Below are 16,675 nucleotides of genomic sequence, written 5' to 3'. Positions count from 1 at the left end.
GCCTTCTGCATTCTCCGGGTCACCCACCCACCACCTCCCATGACGCACATCACGTTCGACCGCTACACTTTGGACCATTGCCCAGTTGTGGGGCAGATCTCACCGTCGCGTCAGCGCTCGACCGGAAAGACCCCTTGATGAAGCGTTCCACCGTCGTCGTCATTTTGGCGGCCGCCACCGTGCTCGGCCCTGTCGCCGGAACCGCCGCGGCCGCCCCCGGCCTGCCCCTCACCGAGTACACCGCCGAGAACGGGTTCGGCCTGCCGGGCAAGCCCGAGTCCGGTTCGGCGCAGAGCGGGTCCACCACCGGGATCGAGACCACCGGCTCCTCGGGCACCGGCTCGGCCGGCCTGCCCAACCTGGACCGCCTGCTGTTCGGCGGGCGCATCCTGTGCGGCGCCTTCGGCAGCGCGCTCGCGGTCGCGGGCGAGGCGATGATGGACTGCAGCGAGCTGCCCACCCCGCTGTAACGGCCCCACAACGCGCGAAAGGGACACCGGAAGCCTCCGGTGTCCCTTTCGTCGTCTACGCCCGCCCTAGGGAGCGTCGGCGTTGCCCGCCTTCCACTCCGCCCAGGGGATGTTCCAGTCGCCGAGCCCGTCGACACCGGACAGGGTGCCGCCGACGGTGTTCTTCACGATCGTGATGTCGCCGCGCTTGGCGTTCTCGTACACCCAGCGCGCGTTGGCCGGGCTCAGGTTCAAGCAGCCGTGGCTGGCGTTGGAGTAGCCCTGCTGGCCGACCGACCACGGCGCCGAGTGGAAGAAGATGCCGCTGTAGGAGATGCGCGTCGCGTAGTCGACCGGGGTGCGGTAGCCGTCGGCGGAGTTGACCGCGACACCGTAGGTCGAGGAGTCCATGATGAGCTTCTCGTGCCGGTCGCTGACGATGTAGATGCCGTTGTCGGTGGGCGTGCTGTCCTTGCCCATCGAGGTCGGCATGGTCATGATGACCTGGCCGTTCTTCTCCACCACCACCTGCTTGGTGTTGTCGTCGGCGGTGAAGATCACCGCGTCGCCGATGGTGAAGAAGGAGTGGATGTTCTCCTGGCCGAACACGCCCTTGCCGAGGTCCTTGCCGTAGACGTTCACATCGACGGTGACCTTGGTGCCCGGCGTCCAGTAGTGCTCGGGGCGCCAGCGCACCTCGCGGTTGTTCACCCAGTAGAAGGCGCCTTCGACGGCGGGTTCGGTGGTGATCTTGATGGCGTCCTGGGCAGCGCGACGGTCGGGGATGTTCTCGTCGAACTGGATGGCCACCGGCTGACCGATACCGACCACATCGCCCTCACCGGGCAGCAGGTACGGCTTGGTCTGGTTGTTGGGCGAGCTGGTGGTGAAGCTCAGCGTCGACGAATTAGCCCCACCGAGCCCGATGGCCGCGGCCGTGAGCTTGTAGGTCTTGCCGTAGCCGAGCACCTCCGAGGTGGCCCAGGACCGACCGTCCGGCGCCAACACCCCCGCCACCGCGCCACCCTGCTGATTGGTCAGCGTGACATCGGTGAACGTGCCGTCCTCGACCTGGAAGGTCATGGGCATGGCGGGCGAGACGCCGACCTGCCCGTCCTTGATGGTCGAGACCAACTTCGGCTTGATGAGCTCGGTGATGGGGTTGCGATCGATCGCAACCTCGACACCGGCCCCTTCGGCCGCCGAGCAGGCCGAGGCGCCGAGGGCGAACACCGCCAGCAGCACCACCGGAACGATCGTCCGAAGCGACCGAGGTCGCCCCCGCTTCTTACCCATGTCAACCCCGTTTCCGTACCGACGCGATTACGGTGCGCCGTAGATCCCACCGAACGAACGCTCTGGAAGCCATCCGTGTTGGCGGGGGGCGTTACGAGCTCGTCTCGCCCATTCTGCCAGCTCGCTCGGCCGAGTCCAACGGGAAACCCCCCGCGACACGACCAAGTCACAATCGTTAGATAGCTCGCGACCCCGAAGTCGTTAACACCGCTACGCGTGTCGCGTCCGCGCTGGTCAGCGCCCGATTTCACTTTCCACCCTCGGGTCTGTTAATGTTTGTTCCGCACCGGAGACGGGGCAAAGAACAAAAGCAAGCGCCATTAGCTCAATTGGCAGAGCAGCTGACTCTTAATCAGCGGGTTCGGGGTTCAAGTCCCTGATGGCGCACAACGAAGAAGCCCTCGACCACCACGTGGTCGGGGGCTTCTTCTATTCCTCCCCCAGGAGCCGCCGTGCCCCTATCCAGAGGAGACAGCGATGGTGCGAGTCCCCTAAGGCCCCGCATCCCCACAGTTACCCCCGAGGGCGTAACGGCCGGCGTCGAGCCGGGAGGACCGGAGTCGGGTAACGGTCACGATCCCGTTATCGAACTGCCATGGACAATCCGGCGATCGGGCCCCGAACCCCCGATTCGGACGCCCACGAGCTGCGCAAACCCTCCCGAAACCTGATTCGGCAAATCTTTTTCTGTGACGGCCACCACGCGGAACCGAGGTGCAAACCTCCTGCATACATAACGATTCCGCAACTGCCCTGACAGGAACCAAGATCGTCAGCGTTTGCCGTTCAAGTTTCGTTCACCTTGCGTTAACCCTTCGTGACCATTCTGTCATCAGGTCACAAACGGACCTGCGGTTTGGTTAGCCCGGAAGTATCCAACCTCCGATAGCACCGAACAGCGCGTGGTCTCCCCGCAGCCAGCTGTGGAGCACCGTGCGACGCGGCGATGAACAGCCACCGAGCATTCATCCCCCGACAGCGTCGCACCTTCCCATACACAGACAGAAACAACGCATCGCCTGACCGGCGTGTACTCCCGTACGCGCTGCGCGATCCACCGCGCCCTCTCCAGGGCCTGCGTCGCCAGACAGAGATGAAGGAACAGAAAAGCAATGCTGAACAAGAACAAGCTCACCAACGTTATCGGCCGTCGTTCGCGCCGTGAGGCCTTCACCGTCGCCGTTGCCGCCGTCGGCCTGGTCGCCGTTGCCGCCACCTCCGTCTCGTTCGCTGACGACAGTGTGACCGAGAGCGCCGCGAGCGTCGTCGAGCAGGCGGAGAACATCCCCGCCGTCGGTGCCGCTCCTGCTCTCGAGGCCATCCCGGCCCCCGCGCCGGAAGCCGCCGCCGAGGCCCCCGCGCCCGCTCCCGAGGCCGCCCCGGCCCCCGCGCCCAAGGTCTACGAGAACAACCTGCACGGCTGGATCACCGAGGCGCTCGACATCATGGCCGCCAAGGGCATCCCCGGCAGCTACGACGGCATCCACCGCAACATCATGCGCGAGTCGACCGGCAACCCCCAGGCGATCAACCTGTGGGACATCAACGCGATCAACGGCATCCCCTCCAAGGGCCTGCTCCAGGTGATCGACCCGACCTTCGCCGCGTACCACGTCGAGGGCACCCCCTTCGATGTGTGGAACCCGGTCTCCAACATCGTCGCGGCCTGCAACTACGCCGCAGCCCGCTACGGCTCGATGGACAACGTCAACAGCGCGTACTGATCGCTGCTGACTGCATAACGCCCGCGCCCCGGTCATCGTCGACCGGGGCGCGGGCGTTCGTCGTAGAATCGCTGTCGTGTCGACCAGCGCAGATCCCGCCGATCACGCGCATTCCGACGCGGCGACGGCCAGCCGCGTCGCCAAGGCCCGCCGCCTGGCCGCCTACGCGTGGTCGCGCGATATCGGCAGCGCCGAACTGCTCGCCCTGCCCGCGGCCACCCTGCGCAAACTCGCCCGCGCCGCCGAGACCAACCCGCCCAGCACCGGCGAGACCTGGCGGGTGGTCGCCGACCTGCTCGATCGCAAGGACGCGTGGGCCGCGCGCAATCCCGATCACGCGGCGGCGGTGCGCGCGCACGCGGACGAGAAGCTGCTCTGGGTCAAACCCCCGATCACGCCGTGGTCCGACAACTCCTGACCGACCCGAGTCCGACGGTCGTCCCCGCGCCGGTCACGCGAACAGCAGGCCAAGCGCCAGCGCGAACATCACGACCGCGATCAGCGAATCCAACACCCGCCACGCCCTCGGCCGCGCGAACAGCGGACTCAGCCGACGCGCCCCGTACCCGAGTGCCAGAAACCACACCACGCTGGCGACCATCGCACCCCCGGCCAGAAACCACCGTTCTCCCGAGGCGTAGGTCGTGGCGAAGGACCCGAGCAGCACCACGGTATCGAGGTAGACGTGTGGATTGAGCCACGTCAGCGCCAGACACGTGAGCACCGACGCACCGACGGCGACCGAGGTCCCCGCCGCGTCGGCGATCATCGCCGCCGAACCGAACGCCCGCCGGGCCGCGAGCAGCGCGTAGCCGATCAGGAACACCGCCCCCGCGTATCGCGCGACGGTCACGATCGCCGGAAACGACTCGACCACCGCCCCGAACCCGGCCACGCCGGCCGCGATCAACACGATGTCGGACACCGCGCACACCGCCACCACCGGCAGCACATGCTGCCCGCGCACCCCGTGGCGCAGCACGAACGCGTTCTGCGCGCCGATCGCCACGATGAGCGAGAGCCCGAAGCCCAATCCGGAGAGGGCGGCCAGCGCCGCCGATGATGCCGTCACAGCTCGACGGTAGGAGTCACCCCGAATGCAGTCCAGCTGATGTTTCTGCACAACCATTAGAATTGCTTACGTGGATTTCCAGCTCGACCAGTTGCGCGCGCTCGACGCCGTGCTCACCGAGGGCGCCTTCGACGCGGCCGCCCGCCGCCTGAACCTCACCCCGTCGGCGATCAGCCAGCGGATCAAGGCGCTAGAGGAAGCCGCGGGCCGCGTGCTGGTCCAACGCTCGAAACCCGTGCGCCCCACCGAATCCGGGCTCGCCGTCGCGCGCTTGGCCCGCCAGGTGTCCCTGCTCACCGGCGACACCGCCCGCGAACTCGGCGCGCCCGACCGGTCGATCCGCGTCCCCATCGCCGTCAACGCCGACTCGCTCGAATCCTGGGTGATGCCCGCGCTGGCCCGCGTCCCCGCCGGAATCCTGTTCGACCTGCACCGCGAGGACGAGGAACACACCACCCGGCTGCTGCGCGACGGCACGGTGACCGCCGCGATCACCGCGACCGCCACCCCCGTCCAGGGCTGCACCGTGACCCCACTGGGCGCCATGCGCTACCGCCCCACGGCCACCCCACTTTTCGTGAACACCTGGTTCCCCGACGGCCCCACCCCGACCGCCTACGCCGCCGCCCCGGTCGTGCACTTCGACCGCAAGGACGACCTCCAGTTCCGCCAACTACGCCTGCGCACCGGCGGCCACTGCGATCCCCCGAGCCACTACGTGCCGTCCTCGGCCGCGTTCGCCGACGCGGTGCGCCTCGGTCTCGGCTGGGGCATGCTGCCCGACCTCCAGATCGAGAACGACCGCGCCGCAGGCACTCTGGTGAACATCGACGGCGACGCCCACATCGACGTCCCCCTGTTCTGGCAGCAGTGGAAACTGCACTCCCCCGCGCTGGCCGCCGTCGCCACCGCCATCACGGCAGCGGCGGCGTCGGCGCTGGCCCCGCGCTGACTCAGACCTTCTTCACCACGCTGGACTTCAACTGCATCGGCCCGATCCCGTCGACCTTGCAGTCGATGTCGTGATCGCCCACGCCCTGCACCAGGCGGATGTTGCGCACCTTGGTGCCCGCCTTGATCCCCACCAGACTGCCCTTCACCTTGAGCGTCTTGACCACCGTCACGGTGTCGCCGTCGGCGAGCACATTGCCGACCGCGTCGCGGATCACCGGCTCCGGCTCGAGGTCGGGCACCACGCTCAGTCCCCACATATTGGCGCAGTCGGGACACACCCACATCCCGTTCATCTCATAGGTGTACTCGTAGCTACAGGCGGGACAGGGGTTCGGCGAATCGCTCATAACGGTTCCTCGTGGTCGTGAGATATCAGGCAGCGGAAAGGAATTCGATCAGCACGCGGTTCACCTCGTCGGGCCGTTCCAGGTACCCGTAGTGCCCGCAGCGCTCGATCTCGGTGTAGGTGGCGCGCGGAATCACCTCGGCGACCTCGCGACCGAACCGCGGCGGCACCATCTGATCGTCGGCGAACCCCACCACCAGGCTCGGCACCCGGATCCCGCGATACGCCTCGCGCCGATCCTGCGACCGGTCCATCCCCGCCTGCGCGCGCGTGCCGGGAGTGCCCTTGCCCGTGGTGAATTCGAAGATGTCGAGCCACTCCTGCGCCTTGGCCGGGTCGGCCAGGGTGTGCGGCGAGAGGTTCTGCATCGCCTTCACCGCGGCCGCGTACTCCGGCGGCAACTGGATGCCCTTGTCGTAGAGCGCCTGTTCGCCCTTGCTGAGCGTGGTGGTCACCGGATACGGGCGCGCGGTCGCCGCGAACAGCACCGCCTTGCGCACCAGTTCCGGCCGCGCCAACGCGAGCTCGGCGACCACCCGCGACCCCATCGAGGTGCCGACCACGTGCGCCGGCGCCCCCAGGTGCTCGATCAGCGCGGCGGTATCGCCCACCAGCTGCCCCATCGTGATCCCGGACGCGGACTCCGACGACGGCGCGATCCCCCGGTTGTCCACCGTGGCGACGGTGAATCCGGCCTTGACGAGCGCGGGCACCTGGTAGGTCCGCCACACCCGTCCTGGACTGCCGCTACCCATCACGAGCAGGACCAACGGCCCCGATCCGGTGACGTCGTAATTGAGCTGGATGCCGTTGAGCGAGGTGAGGGGCATATTTCTCCTGTTAGCCTGTTTGCTAAAGTTAGCAACACCATACCGCCACAGCAGGACGGGGTTCGCGACGGTGCCAGGACTGAGCAGGCCGCTCTATCAAATGAAGGCCGACTTCTTCAAAACCCTCGGCCACCCGATCCGCATCCGGGTCCTCGAGCTGCTCAGCGAACGCGAGTACGCGGTCTCGGAGATGCTGCCCGAGGTCGGCGTCGAGGCGGCGAACCTGTCTCAACAGCTGGCCATCCTGCGTCGCGCCGGACTGGTGACGGCCCGGCGCGAGGGCCTGTCGGTGACCTACGAACTCACCTCCCCGCGCGTGAAAGAGCTGCTGATCGTGGCCCGCGCGATCCTCACCGGCGTGGTGGCGGGCCAAGCCGAACTCCTCGACCCCACCATCGCCTGAACCATCCCCCCGCCTCGACCGCCCATGCCCACTAGTTGCAGACTTTCTAAACTAGATACCTAGCAAGATGAGAAGGAGAACATCCGTGACCACGAGCTCCGCGCCGACGACGGTCCCCACCGCCCACCCGGCCCTGCTGGCCTGGGTCGACGAGATCGCCGACCTCACCGCACCGGATCGCGTCGTCTTCTGCGACGGCTCCCGCGCGGAATGGGACCGCCTCACCGACGAACTCGTCGAGCAGGGCACCTTCGTGCGCCTGACCGCCAAACCGAACTCCTTCTGGTGCGTCTCGGACCCCGACGACGTAGCCAGGGTCGAGGACCGCACCTTCATCTGCTCGGAGAACCCCGGCGACGCGGGCCCCACCAACAACTGGGTCGACCCGGTCGACATGCGCACCGTGCTCACCGAGCACTACCGCGGCGCGATGGTGGGCCGCACGATGTATGTGATCGCCTTCTGCATGGGCCCGCTCGACGCCGCCGAACCGAAGTTCGGCGTGCAGATCACCGATTCGCCGTATGTGGCGGTGTCGATGCAGATCATGACCCGCTCCGGCGCCCCGGTCTGGGAAAAGCTCACCGGCGACACCGAATTCGTGCGCTGCCTGCACTCGGTCGGCGCCCCGCTGAGCCCCGGCCAGGCCGATGTCCCGTGGCCGTGCGACCACACCAAGTACATCGCCCACTTCCCCGAAACCCGCACCATCTGGAGCTACGGCTCCGGCTACGGCGGCAACGCCCTGCTCGGCAAGAAGTGCTTCGCCCTGCGCATCGCCTCGGTCCTCGGCCGCGACGAGGGCTGGTTGGCCGAGCACATGCTGATCCTGAAACTCACCTCGCCGCAGGGCAGGAAGCACTACGTGGCGGCCGCGTTCCCGTCCTCGTGCGGCAAGACCAACCTGGCGATGCTCGAGCCCGCCCTGCCCGGCTGGCAGGCCGAGACCATCGGCGACGACATCGCCTGGATGCGCTTCGGCGCCGACGGCAGGCTCTACGCGGTGAACCCGGAGGCCGGCTTCTTCGGCGTCGCCCCCGGCACCGGCGCGCGCACCAACCCGAACGCGATCGCCACCATCGACCGCGGCAATTCGATCTTCACCAACACCGCCTTCACCGACACCGGCGACGTGTGGTGGGAGGGCATGACCGACCAGGCACCCGCCCACCTGACCGACTGGCACGGCAACGACTGGACGCCGTCCTCGGAAACCCCTGCCGCCCATCCTAATTCGCGTTACTGCACCCCCATCGAGCAGTGCCCGTCGGTCGCCCCGGAATGGAACGACCCGACCGGTGTGCCGATCTCGGCGATCTTCTTCGGTGGCCGCCGCGCGAGCACGGTCCCCCTGGTCGCCGAGACCTTCGACTGGGCGCACGGGGTGTTCACCGCCTCGGTGCTGTCCTCGGAGACCACCGCGGCCGCCGCCGGCGCGGTCGGGGTGGTGCGCCGCGATCCGATGGCGATGCTGCCGTTCCTCGGCTATCACGTCGGTGACTACTTCGCGCACTGGCTCGAACTGGGCGGCGAGGCCAACACCGCCGCGCTGCCGAAGATCTTCCAGGTCAACTGGTTCCGGCGCGACGCCGACGGCACCTTCCTGTGGCCCGGCTTCGGCGACAACGTGCGCGTGCTGAAGTGGGCCCTCGAACGCCTCGACGGCACCGCCGACGCCGAATGGACCCCCATCGGCTACGTCCCCACCGCCGACGCCCTCGACCTGACCGGCCTCGACGACGCCGACCGCGCCCTGGTGGACAAGGCCCTGGCCGTCGACACCGACGAGTGGGTCACCGAGACCCGATCCATCGACGAATGGTTCGCCCGCATCGGCGACAACCGGCTACCCGAGCAGCTGCGCGAGCAGCTCGCCGCACTGAAACTGCGCCTGCTCGGCAACCGCTGACCATGCGGGCCCTGCTGCCGACCTGGTCGGAGTGGAAGCCCGCCTTTCGGGCGCCGGGTTCGGATCTGTTGTCGGGGCTGGTCGTGGCGCTGGTGGCGTTGCCGCTGGCGCTGGGATTCGGCATCAGTTCCGGGCTCGGTGCCGCCGCCGGTCTGGCGACCGCGATCGTGGCCGGGGCCATCGCCGCGGTCTTCGGCGGATCGCGGTTCCAGGTGTCGGGGCCGACCGGGGCGATGACCGTGGTGCTGGTGCCGATCGTGGCCGAGCACGGCGCGTCCGGGGTGTTGACCGTCGGCCTGATGGCCGGGGTCATGCTGGTCGCGCTGGCGTTCGCCGGGGTCGGGCGGGCGGTACGGTTCATGCCCGCCCCGGTGATCGAGGGTTTCACCGCCGGGATCGCGGTAGTGATCGCGCTGCAACAGTTTCCGGGCGCGCTGGGGGTGCCCGGAGACGGCGAGAAGGTCTGGCAGTCGGCCTTCGACGCGGTGCGCCGATTCCTCGCGGACCCGCACTGGACCGCGCCGATCATGGCGCTCGCGGTGACCGTGGTGATCCTGATCGGCGGCCGATTCCTGCCGAAGCTGCCGTTCGCGCTGGTCACGGTCGTGGTGGCGACGGTGATCGCGAGCGCCGCCGGACTCGACCTCGCCCGCGTCGGCGCCCTTCCGGCCGGGCTGCCCGCGCCGTCGCTGTCGTTCCTGCACCTCGACGAGGTGACCGGGCTACTGCTCCCGGCCCTCGCCGTCGCCGCACTGGCCGCCCTCGAATCCCTGCTGTCCGCCACCGCCGCCGACTCCATGTCCGTCGGCACCCGCAACGACCCCGACCGCGAACTGTTCGGTCAGGGCCTGGCCAATATCGCCGCCCCGCTCTTCGGCGGCGTCCCCGCGACCGGCGCCATCGCCCGCACCGCGGTCAACGTCCGCTCCGGCGCCCGCACCCGCCTCGCCGCCCTCAGCCACGCCGTCGTCCTGGCCGCCATCGTCTACTTCCTGTCCGGCCCCGTCGCCGACATCCCCCTCGCCGCCCTGGCCGGCGTCCTGCTGGCCACCACCGTCCGCATGGTCGAAGCCGCCTCCCTGGCCGCCATCGCCCGCGCCTCCCGCGGCGACGCCACCATCATGGCCCTCACCTTCGTGATCACCGTCGCCTTCGACCTGGTCACCGCCGTAGTAATAGGCATCGGCTTCGCCCTGATCCTGGCCGTGCGCGCCATCGCCCGCGAAGCCACCCTCCACCAGGTCCCCCTCGACGAATCCGACCACCTCGGCGAAGAACACGCCCTCCTCCGCGACCACATCGTCGCCTACCGAATAGACGGCCCCCTCTTCTTCGCCGCCGCCCACCGCTTCCTCCTGGAACTCACCGAAGTCTCCGACGTCAAAGTCGTCATCCTGCGCATGTCCCGCATCACCGCCCTCGACACCACCGGCGCCCTCGTCCTCAAAGACGCCATCCACAAACTGGAAAACCGCCACATCACCGTCCTACTCTCCGGCCTCCGCCCCGACCACCACCACCGCCTCACCACCATCGGCGCCCTCCCCACCGGCCCAACCCCCGTCTTCCCCGACACCGGCACGGCCATCACCTACGCGCGGCAATTCCTGCCAGCACAACACAGACAGCCTTGACCACTCACGAATCAAACAGCAGCCCTCCCACGATGAAGTGCAGCTCCTGAAGGAGCTGCGGCCCCGAGCGCCCGCGGCTACCACCATCCCGCCGACCACCGGCCTCAATGAAGTGCACCTCCCGAAGGAGCTGCGGCCTCGAAGTGCGACGACCCGGTCGTCATCCTGGCGTTGGCGCCTCAATGAAGTGCAGCTCCCGAAGGAGCTGCGGCCCCCTCCGCGACACCGCGACCGGCGAATACGTCACGCCTCAATGAAGTGCAGCTCCCGAAGGAGCTGCGGCTCGTCTTGCTCGATGCACTCCACAGCGGAGTCGGCGGCCTCAATGAAGTGCACGGTTCTATCGGTGATCTGTGACGTCACCGATCGGTGGATCCTGACGTCGCCCCAGATCCGAAGATGTTCGTATCGGCGAATTCTGACATCGTGATCTTGGTTGTGGTGCAAGGATGCGTGTGCTTCGCCCCGTACACACGCGTTGGAGGGAGTCGCCGTTGCCTCGTCAGACGAAGGTCGAGCTCTACGCCGCGATCCGGCGCGACGCACGAGCGGGGATGTCGGGTCGGGCGTCGCAGACGAAGTACGGAGTCGGCTGGCGCACAGTCCAAGCCGCGACCAACGCCGCCTGGCCGAACCAGCGTAGGAAGTACCCGACGCGAGGCTCCAAGCTCGACCCGTTCAAGCCCTTCATCGATGAAGTCCTGCGCGCGGAACTGCGGGCACCACGCAAACAGCGCCACACCATCAAACGCCTGTACGCCCGGCTACTCGACGAACACGGCATGGACGACGTCGCCTACCAGACGCTGCGCGACTACATCGCCGAACGAAAACCGCAGGTCCATGCCGAGGAAGGCAAAGGTCCGGCGGAGGTCTTCATCCGCCAAACGCACCACCTGCGGGCAACGCCGACCATGTCAGCGTCGCGACGGCCAGGGCCGCCCCCTCTGCAATACCTGCCGCAACCACGGAGAACACCGCGCACGATCAATGCGGACCTGCAGCATCTGCGGGCGGACGATGTTCTGCACGGTCTCCAAGGCCACAGGTCTGCCGTCGTGCCGCGCCTGCCTGCAAGTCTGTGCGGTCTGCACGAAATGCGGTGTCATGAAACAAATCCGAGGCGGAACCCGCCACGCACCGCTCTGCGCCACCTGCGCCCAACCAGACCTCTCCCGATGGCATGCCTGCCCCGGCTGCGGTGAACACGGACAACTCTCACGGGGGCCATGCCGGCGCTGCACCCTCGACCAGCGGCTGCGGTCACTGCTCGACGACGGAACCGGGTCCATCCGCCAGTAACTACTGGCCCTACACCATAATTTCGCCGCTACCGCTCGGCCTCGCACCGGCCTGCGCTGGCTCGCCGAAAACAGCACCACCAGCACGCTCTTGGCCGATATGGCATCCGGACGTCGACCGTTGGACCACGCCACGCTCGACGAACAGCCTCACGGCCAGGCAATCGAGCAATTGCGCGCGATCCTGGTCAACACCGGTGCACTGCCCGCCCGCGACGAATACCTGATCCGCATTCAACGTTGGATCGACGAACAGCTGGCCGCCCGCCCCAGCACCACCGACAAGGAACTGCTCCACCGCTACGCCGTCTGGCACCTGCTTCGTCGGCACCGCCAGCGGGACCGCGGCGTTACCACCGACAACCAGACCAAGGCAATCAAGTATCAAGTCACCGCGGCAACCGTTTTCCTGGACTGGCTGCGCGAGAACAACCTCACCCCGGCGACCTGCCGACAGGGTGATCTCGAGCGCTGGCTCAGCCTTCCAGCCGCGAGCCATCGTCGATATCTCGGCCATTTCGTCCGCTGGGTCAGTAGACAAGGGATCAACCCCCACCTGCACATGCGCGCAGTCCGCTGGACCGGGCCGACAGGCCCATTCGACCACGAACAGCGCTGGCAACACATCCACCATCTCCTCGACGGCACCGACATCGACACCTCCACCCGGGTCGCCGGTCTGCTCGCGTTGTTCTACGCCCAAACCCCGACCGCTATCAGCCGCCTCACCACCGATGACGTCCTAGTCAACGGCGACACCGTTCAGCTCCGGCTCGGCACCACCCCGCTGACCCTGCCTCCGCCCCTGGCTGAACTCGTCACCGATCTGATCGCCACCCGGCGCAGCACCGCCGTCCTCGGCGAAACCGGCACTTCCACATGGCTATTCCCCGGAAAACGCCCCGGACAACCAGCACGCGGAATCACCATCAGCCGCCAACTCCACCGGGCCGGAATCCAGCCCAGCACCGCTCGCTCTGCCGCCCTGTTCCAGCTCGCCACCGAACTACCCGCTGTCGTACTCGCCCGCGCACTCGGCATCCATCCCAAAGTCGCCGCCGAATGGCAACGCGCCGCGTCCGGCGACTGGAGCAGCTACGCCGCGGACATTGGCCGCCGCTAGGCCCGTGAACCTGGTGGGCTCGCGTAAACAACTGTCGCAAATTTGGTGGTGCCCAGCCTGAGTCGATGAGTTCCTGGGCCATCGACGCGGTGGCACAGCAAGAGACCCCCGGAACTGGGATCCAGTCCGGGGGTCCCGTCATCTGCCCAGGGCTAACCGGCGCTCAGTATGTTTCCGGACGGTACGCACCACCATTGCGGGTTGGGCAGTCGTCCCCGTACCGGTAGGGGTAGTCGGGGTACCGGGTGTCGAGATCGTTGTCAGTGAGGAGTGCCCCGAGGGCGGCCACCCATTTGTCACCATGCGGGCTCCAGCTGTTCACCTCGTAGATACGCTCCACGGTCCCAGCCACAGCCACCGTCATCGGCAGGTTCGCCGCACGGATCGCTTCACCTACTCGCCAGTAGCCAGCGTCTGCCTGGCGCTGCTGGTTCGGGCTGATCTCTCCGTAGAGTCGGCCGTTGGTTGCGACGTACGAGCGGCCGGACCGGGAGATCACTGGGAAAGTTCGGTTCGTGCGCTGCTTTCTACGCGCCAATGTGGTCGGGTGCGGCCGGTGGACCTCGTAGCCACGCTTTTCGAGCTCGGCGATGAGGTCCTCGATTGAGAATTCGGACAAGTTGCACTTCACGGGAGTCTCCTAGCGGGGGCGTTGACGTGCGTCGTCTCCCACAGTATTGGTGGGGGACGACGCACGTCAACCCCCTCGGGGTGTTGTCAGGCGATCCGGTTGGTCCCGCGAACGCCACGGCCCGTGCCGTGTACTGGTGGGCTCGCTACCAACGAAAGTGACCACAGGTGAAGGCATTCCGAGACTTCGAATATCCGACGTCACCATCCCAGTTGCTTGTCCGAACTCCGTCCACGACGAAAGGGAGCACCACAGCATGAGCATCACCGCACCACGCCGCCACGGCATGACCGATCAAGCCGCCGACGCCGCCGTCGACCAAGCCTGCCGCATGCTACGACTCCCCACCATCCGGGCGCAGTTCAACGAGATCGCCGAAGGCGCCACCCGCGAGCAGATGACCTACCGGGCATTCCTGGCCGAACTATTGCTCGCCGAATGCGATGACCGCGCCCGCCGACGCAGCGAACGCCGCATCCGCGCCGCGGGGTTCCCGCGCGACAAGTCATTGCGAGCGTTCGATTTCGAAGCCAACTCCAACGTCGACCCCGCCACGATCCACACCCTCGCCAACGGCGAATGGATCAAGAAGGGGTTCCCGCGCTGCCTGATCGGTGATTCCGGCACCGGCAAATCCCACCTGCTCATCGCGTTGGGCACTGAAGCCGCCATGCAAGGTCACCGGGTCAAATACACTCTGGCCACGAAGCTGGTCAACGAGCTCGTCGAGGCCGCTGACGACAAACAACTCACCAAGACGATCGCCCGCTACGGTCGCGTCGACCTGCTCTGCATCGACGAGCTCGGCTACATGGAACTCGACCGCCGCGGCGCGGAACTGCTGTTCCAGGTGCTGACCGAACGCGAGGAGAAGAACTCCGTCGCGATCGCGTCCAACGAGTCGTTCTCCGGCTGGACCAAAACCTTCACCGATCCCAGGCTTTGCGCCGCGATCGTCGACCGACTCACCTTCGGCGGTCACATCATCGAAACCGGCACCGACTCCTACCGGCTCGCGCGCACCGCCCAAGCCAAAGCTGCTGCCAATGGGTGATGTCGATATTCACCGATAGTTCCCAGGTCAGAACCCAGAAATCGCCAGCACCTGGTTGGGCCGGGAATTGGGTCACGTCAGGTCGAACCCGCCAAAAGCGAGTAGGCAGCATCCAAAACGCCAACTTTGGCGAAGGATCGCAGATCAGGCGGTATTTCCTAGCCTGGCGCGCGGGGCAGAAACGCGAGTTGTGTCGGTTACCTGCTGCATCGATGCTTGGGGTGTGGATTACATCGGATACGAGGAAACAGTGACAAACGCTAGACCAGACTCGGCTGAACGCCGCGTGCTCGCCGCGATCGGCATCGCGCGGATCGTATGGGGTGTAAGCACCGCATTCGGCTCGGCACATGTCCACCGCGTCGGTGGCGTCGAGTACCCAGGGCCTGACGGAGGCGTCTGGATCAAAGCCTTCGGCGTCCGCGATGTCATTCTCGGGGCTGGCGCGCTGCATTCCGACGAAACCGTCCGGCGCGCGACGCTGAAAGCGGGAATCGCGATGGACCTCTTCGATGCCGGAGCCGTGATCTTCGCCGCCAGGCAAGGAATGCCCCGCCGTGCCGCGCGCATCGGTGTACTGATGGCAGGTGGTACGGCCCTCTTCGCGGCCGCCGGGCCGAGGCTGCTCCGCCTGATCGAGAACCAACGGTCCGATCGAATTCAGCCGCCCATTGCACAATGACTGCACGACAACCGGTCCGCCCATCCACGACAAAAGGAGACCTGGCGATGCCTATCGCTACCCGGATCGTCCATCCGCCACAGTGATCTCGGGGGTGAGTCTCTGCACGAGCTCCATAACCTGTTCGGCGGTGATCGGGTCTCGAGAAGGCACCCGATGGACCTGCGCATCGACGACATGGACCAGTGTCCGCGCCGTCAGGGCCGCATCATCGCCACCACGGCCACATCGTTGCAGGTGATATCCGATTTCATCGACGAGATAGTCCTCGAAGGCACGCAATGCCGCGAGCTCTCCGGGCAGCCGTGTGGCGACACGATGCATGAGGGCGTGTAGCGCGGGCCGGTCGCTGTGCAGGTCGACGATGACGTCGACAATCGCGCGCATGGTCTCCTCGAACGGCGGCTCGGTCTCCCTGAGTCTGATGAACACCTGACCGAGTCGCTCACCGCCCCCGAGGAGATGTCGCACGGCCAACTCCTGGAGTATCGCGTGCTTATTCGGGAAGTACTGGTAGAGCGTTCCGATCGAGACCCCGGCACGCTCGGCGATCCGGTTGGTCGTTGTTGCCAGTCCCTCACGGCTGAACATCTGCGCCGCCGCTTCCAACATCACGTCCACTGTGTCCTTGGACCGCCGCTGCCTTGGGCGCTTGCGGATGACATCGCTCATCGATCGCCCCTTTGTGTCGTCCCCACGCCAGTCACGCTACCGGCGTTGAGCCAGGTGCAGGGAAGACGAATCGGCCGATGACCTGTTGGCCGGTCCTCCGGCCTACCCGGTAGGCACGCCTGGTGACGTCAGAATTCGCAGATAGGATCGGATCGATTCGAGGTTGAGAGCCGGGAACATTCACCGATAAACGACGTCAGAATTCGGTGGCACAACCAAAGTGCAGCTCCCGAAGGAGCTGCGGCAACACGCGACCCGACCACGGAACACCGTTGTAGCCTCAATGAAGTGCAGCTCCCGAAGGAGCTGCGGCGCCGTTGCAACGACCTCACCGCGCGGGTGATGTCGACGCCTCAATGAAGTGCAGCTCCCGAAGGAGCTGCGGCCCGCCGCACCAGGCTGGTGCTCCCCGAGCGAGACCATGCCTCAATGAAGTGCAGCTCCCGAAGGAGCTGCGGCCGCAGGGTCGACGACAGCATCGGCACCTTGCCCTCGGCGCCTCAATGAAGTGCAGCTCCCGAAGGAGCTGCGGCCACTGGTCCGCGCGAACCTTCCGTTCTTGTCGCGCTTGCCTCAATGAAGTGCAGCTCCCGAA

The 16,675-nt window shown here is 66.8% G+C and carries 17 protein-coding genes and 1 tRNA gene; 12 read left to right on the top strand and 6 right to left on the bottom strand.

Annotated features, from left to right (window positions below; translation table 11 throughout):
* Positions 1-137: 137 nt before the first annotated feature.
* Positions 138-470 (top strand): hypothetical protein, encoded by a 333-nt coding sequence (locus tag ACFP3H_RS18820; protein WP_378607832.1) that lies wholly within the window; start codon positions 138-140, stop codon positions 468-470.
* A 66-nt stretch (positions 471-536) separates the two neighbouring features.
* Here ACFP3H_RS18820 and ACFP3H_RS18815 read toward each other — a convergent pair whose 3' ends face one another.
* The gene (locus ACFP3H_RS18815; protein ID WP_378607830.1) at positions 537-1,745 is read right to left on the bottom strand and encodes a L,D-transpeptidase; all 1,209 of its coding nucleotides are present in this window, start codon (positions 1,743-1,745) and stop codon (positions 537-539) included.
* Positions 1,746-2,059: 314 nt separating this feature from the next.
* Between ACFP3H_RS18815 and ACFP3H_RS18810 the strand changes: the two genes are divergently transcribed.
* The 3 genes from ACFP3H_RS18810 to ACFP3H_RS18800 all read left to right on the top strand — a co-directional run bounded on the left by ACFP3H_RS18810 (position 2,060) and on the right by ACFP3H_RS18800 (position 3,887).
* A tRNA-Lys gene (locus tag ACFP3H_RS18810) sits at positions 2,060-2,132 on the top strand.
* Between the two features lie 725 nt (positions 2,133-2,857).
* A complete protein-coding gene (locus tag ACFP3H_RS18805; RefSeq protein WP_378607828.1) occupies positions 2,858-3,469 on the top strand; it encodes a transglycosylase SLT domain-containing protein in 612 nt (203 codons plus the stop codon).
* A gap of 76 nt (positions 3,470-3,545) precedes the next feature.
* On the top strand, positions 3,546-3,887 hold the full coding sequence (locus ACFP3H_RS18800; RefSeq protein WP_378607826.1) for a hypothetical protein: 342 nt from the start codon (positions 3,546-3,548) through the stop codon (positions 3,885-3,887).
* Positions 3,888-3,920: 33 nt separating this feature from the next.
* Here the strand turns inward: ACFP3H_RS18800 and ACFP3H_RS18795 are convergent, their stop codons facing one another.
* Positions 3,921-4,541: a LysE/ArgO family amino acid transporter gene (locus tag ACFP3H_RS18795; RefSeq protein ID WP_378607824.1), complete on the bottom strand. Its 621-nt coding sequence runs from the start codon at positions 4,539-4,541 to the stop codon at positions 3,921-3,923.
* Between the two features lie 70 nt (positions 4,542-4,611).
* Here ACFP3H_RS18795 and ACFP3H_RS18790 point away from each other — a divergent pair, with 70 nt between their 5' ends.
* Positions 4,612-5,493, top strand: coding sequence for a LysR family transcriptional regulator ArgP (locus tag ACFP3H_RS18790; RefSeq protein WP_378607822.1), 882 nt, complete (start codon positions 4,612-4,614; stop codon positions 5,491-5,493).
* A gap of 1 nt (position 5,494) precedes the next feature.
* Here ACFP3H_RS18790 and ACFP3H_RS18785 read toward each other — a convergent pair whose 3' ends face one another.
* Positions 5,495-5,842, bottom strand: coding sequence for a zinc ribbon domain-containing protein YjdM (locus ACFP3H_RS18785; protein ID WP_378607820.1), 348 nt, complete (start codon positions 5,840-5,842; stop codon positions 5,495-5,497).
* 25 nt (positions 5,843-5,867) lie between these two features.
* Positions 5,868-6,671 carry an alpha/beta fold hydrolase gene (locus ACFP3H_RS18780; RefSeq protein WP_378607818.1) on the bottom strand — a complete coding sequence of 268 codons (804 nt, stop codon included), beginning with the start codon at positions 6,669-6,671 and terminating at the stop codon, positions 5,868-5,870.
* Positions 6,672-6,771: 100 nt separating this feature from the next.
* Here ACFP3H_RS18780 and ACFP3H_RS18775 point away from each other — a divergent pair, with 100 nt between their 5' ends.
* From ACFP3H_RS18775 to ACFP3H_RS18755, 5 genes are all read left to right on the top strand, one after another.
* The gene (locus ACFP3H_RS18775; protein WP_378607816.1) at positions 6,772-7,074 is read left to right on the top strand and encodes an ArsR/SmtB family transcription factor; all 303 of its coding nucleotides are present in this window, start codon (positions 6,772-6,774) and stop codon (positions 7,072-7,074) included.
* Between the two features lie 85 nt (positions 7,075-7,159).
* Positions 7,160-8,983, top strand: coding sequence for a phosphoenolpyruvate carboxykinase (GTP) (locus ACFP3H_RS18770; protein WP_378607814.1), 1,824 nt, complete (start codon positions 7,160-7,162; stop codon positions 8,981-8,983).
* A gap of 2 nt (positions 8,984-8,985) precedes the next feature.
* On the top strand, positions 8,986-10,617 hold the full coding sequence (locus tag ACFP3H_RS18765) for a SulP family inorganic anion transporter (RefSeq protein WP_378607812.1): 1,632 nt from the start codon (positions 8,986-8,988) through the stop codon (positions 10,615-10,617).
* Between the two features lie 494 nt (positions 10,618-11,111).
* Complete coding sequence (locus ACFP3H_RS18760) at positions 11,112-11,822, top strand: hypothetical protein (RefSeq protein ID WP_378607810.1); 711 nt, start codon at positions 11,112-11,114, stop codon at positions 11,820-11,822.
* Positions 11,823-12,018: 196 nt separating this feature from the next.
* On the top strand, positions 12,019-13,041 hold the full coding sequence (locus ACFP3H_RS18755) for a hypothetical protein (RefSeq protein WP_378607808.1): 1,023 nt from the start codon (positions 12,019-12,021) through the stop codon (positions 13,039-13,041).
* Between the two features lie 163 nt (positions 13,042-13,204).
* Here the strand turns inward: ACFP3H_RS18755 and ACFP3H_RS18750 are convergent, their stop codons facing one another.
* Complete coding sequence (locus ACFP3H_RS18750; protein ID WP_378607806.1) at positions 13,205-13,672, bottom strand: hypothetical protein; 468 nt, start codon at positions 13,670-13,672, stop codon at positions 13,205-13,207.
* Between the two features lie 256 nt (positions 13,673-13,928).
* Between ACFP3H_RS18750 and istB the strand changes: the two genes are divergently transcribed.
* Together istB and ACFP3H_RS18740 are read left to right on the top strand one after the other, a co-directional pair.
* The gene (gene istB / locus ACFP3H_RS18745; protein WP_378607804.1) at positions 13,929-14,726 is read left to right on the top strand and encodes an IS21-like element helper ATPase IstB; all 798 of its coding nucleotides are present in this window, start codon (positions 13,929-13,931) and stop codon (positions 14,724-14,726) included.
* A gap of 223 nt (positions 14,727-14,949) precedes the next feature.
* A complete protein-coding gene (locus ACFP3H_RS18740; RefSeq protein WP_378607802.1) occupies positions 14,950-15,408 on the top strand; it encodes a hypothetical protein in 459 nt (152 codons plus the stop codon).
* 57 nt (positions 15,409-15,465) lie between these two features.
* On the opposite strand, the gene ACFP3H_RS18735 is transcribed toward ACFP3H_RS18740, so the two are convergent.
* On the bottom strand, positions 15,466-16,080 hold the full coding sequence (locus ACFP3H_RS18735; RefSeq protein ID WP_378607800.1) for a TetR/AcrR family transcriptional regulator: 615 nt from the start codon (positions 16,078-16,080) through the stop codon (positions 15,466-15,468).
* Positions 16,081-16,675: the final 595 nt, after the last annotated feature.

The organism is Nocardia lasii, assembly GCF_042658545.1.
Lineage (GTDB): Bacteria > Actinomycetota > Actinomycetes > Mycobacteriales > Mycobacteriaceae > Nocardia > Nocardia lasii.
Note: the sequence above shows the minus strand (reverse complement) of the source record. Positions and strands in the feature narration are given on the sequence as shown.

Bases quoted from the DNA above. Each gene is read 5' to 3' on its own strand.
- ACFP3H_RS18785 (WP_378607820.1), bottom strand. From the start codon at position 5,842: ATGAGCGATTCGCCGAACCCCTGTCCCGCCTGTAGCTACGAGTACACC.
- ACFP3H_RS18775 (WP_378607816.1), top strand. From the start codon at position 6,772: ATGAAGGCCGACTTCTTCAAAACCCTCGGCCACCCGATCCGCATCCGG.
- ACFP3H_RS18805 (WP_378607828.1), top strand. From the start codon at position 2,858: ATGCTGAACAAGAACAAGCTCACCAACGTTATCGGCCGTCGTTCGCGC.
- ACFP3H_RS18820 (WP_378607832.1), top strand. From the start codon at position 138: ATGAAGCGTTCCACCGTCGTCGTCATTTTGGCGGCCGCCACCGTGCTC.
- ACFP3H_RS18735 (WP_378607800.1), bottom strand. From the start codon at position 16,080: ATGAGCGATGTCATCCGCAAGCGCCCAAGGCAGCGGCGGTCCAAGGAC.
- ACFP3H_RS18780 (WP_378607818.1), bottom strand. From the start codon at position 6,671: ATGCCCCTCACCTCGCTCAACGGCATCCAGCTCAATTACGACGTCACC.
- ACFP3H_RS18815 (WP_378607830.1), bottom strand. From the start codon at position 1,745: ATGGGTAAGAAGCGGGGGCGACCTCGGTCGCTTCGGACGATCGTTCCG.
- ACFP3H_RS18765 (WP_378607812.1), top strand. From the start codon at position 8,986: ATGCGGGCCCTGCTGCCGACCTGGTCGGAGTGGAAGCCCGCCTTTCGG.
- ACFP3H_RS18755 (WP_378607808.1), top strand. From the start codon at position 12,019: ATGGCATCCGGACGTCGACCGTTGGACCACGCCACGCTCGACGAACAG.
- istB (WP_378607804.1), top strand. From the start codon at position 13,929: ATGAGCATCACCGCACCACGCCGCCACGGCATGACCGATCAAGCCGCC.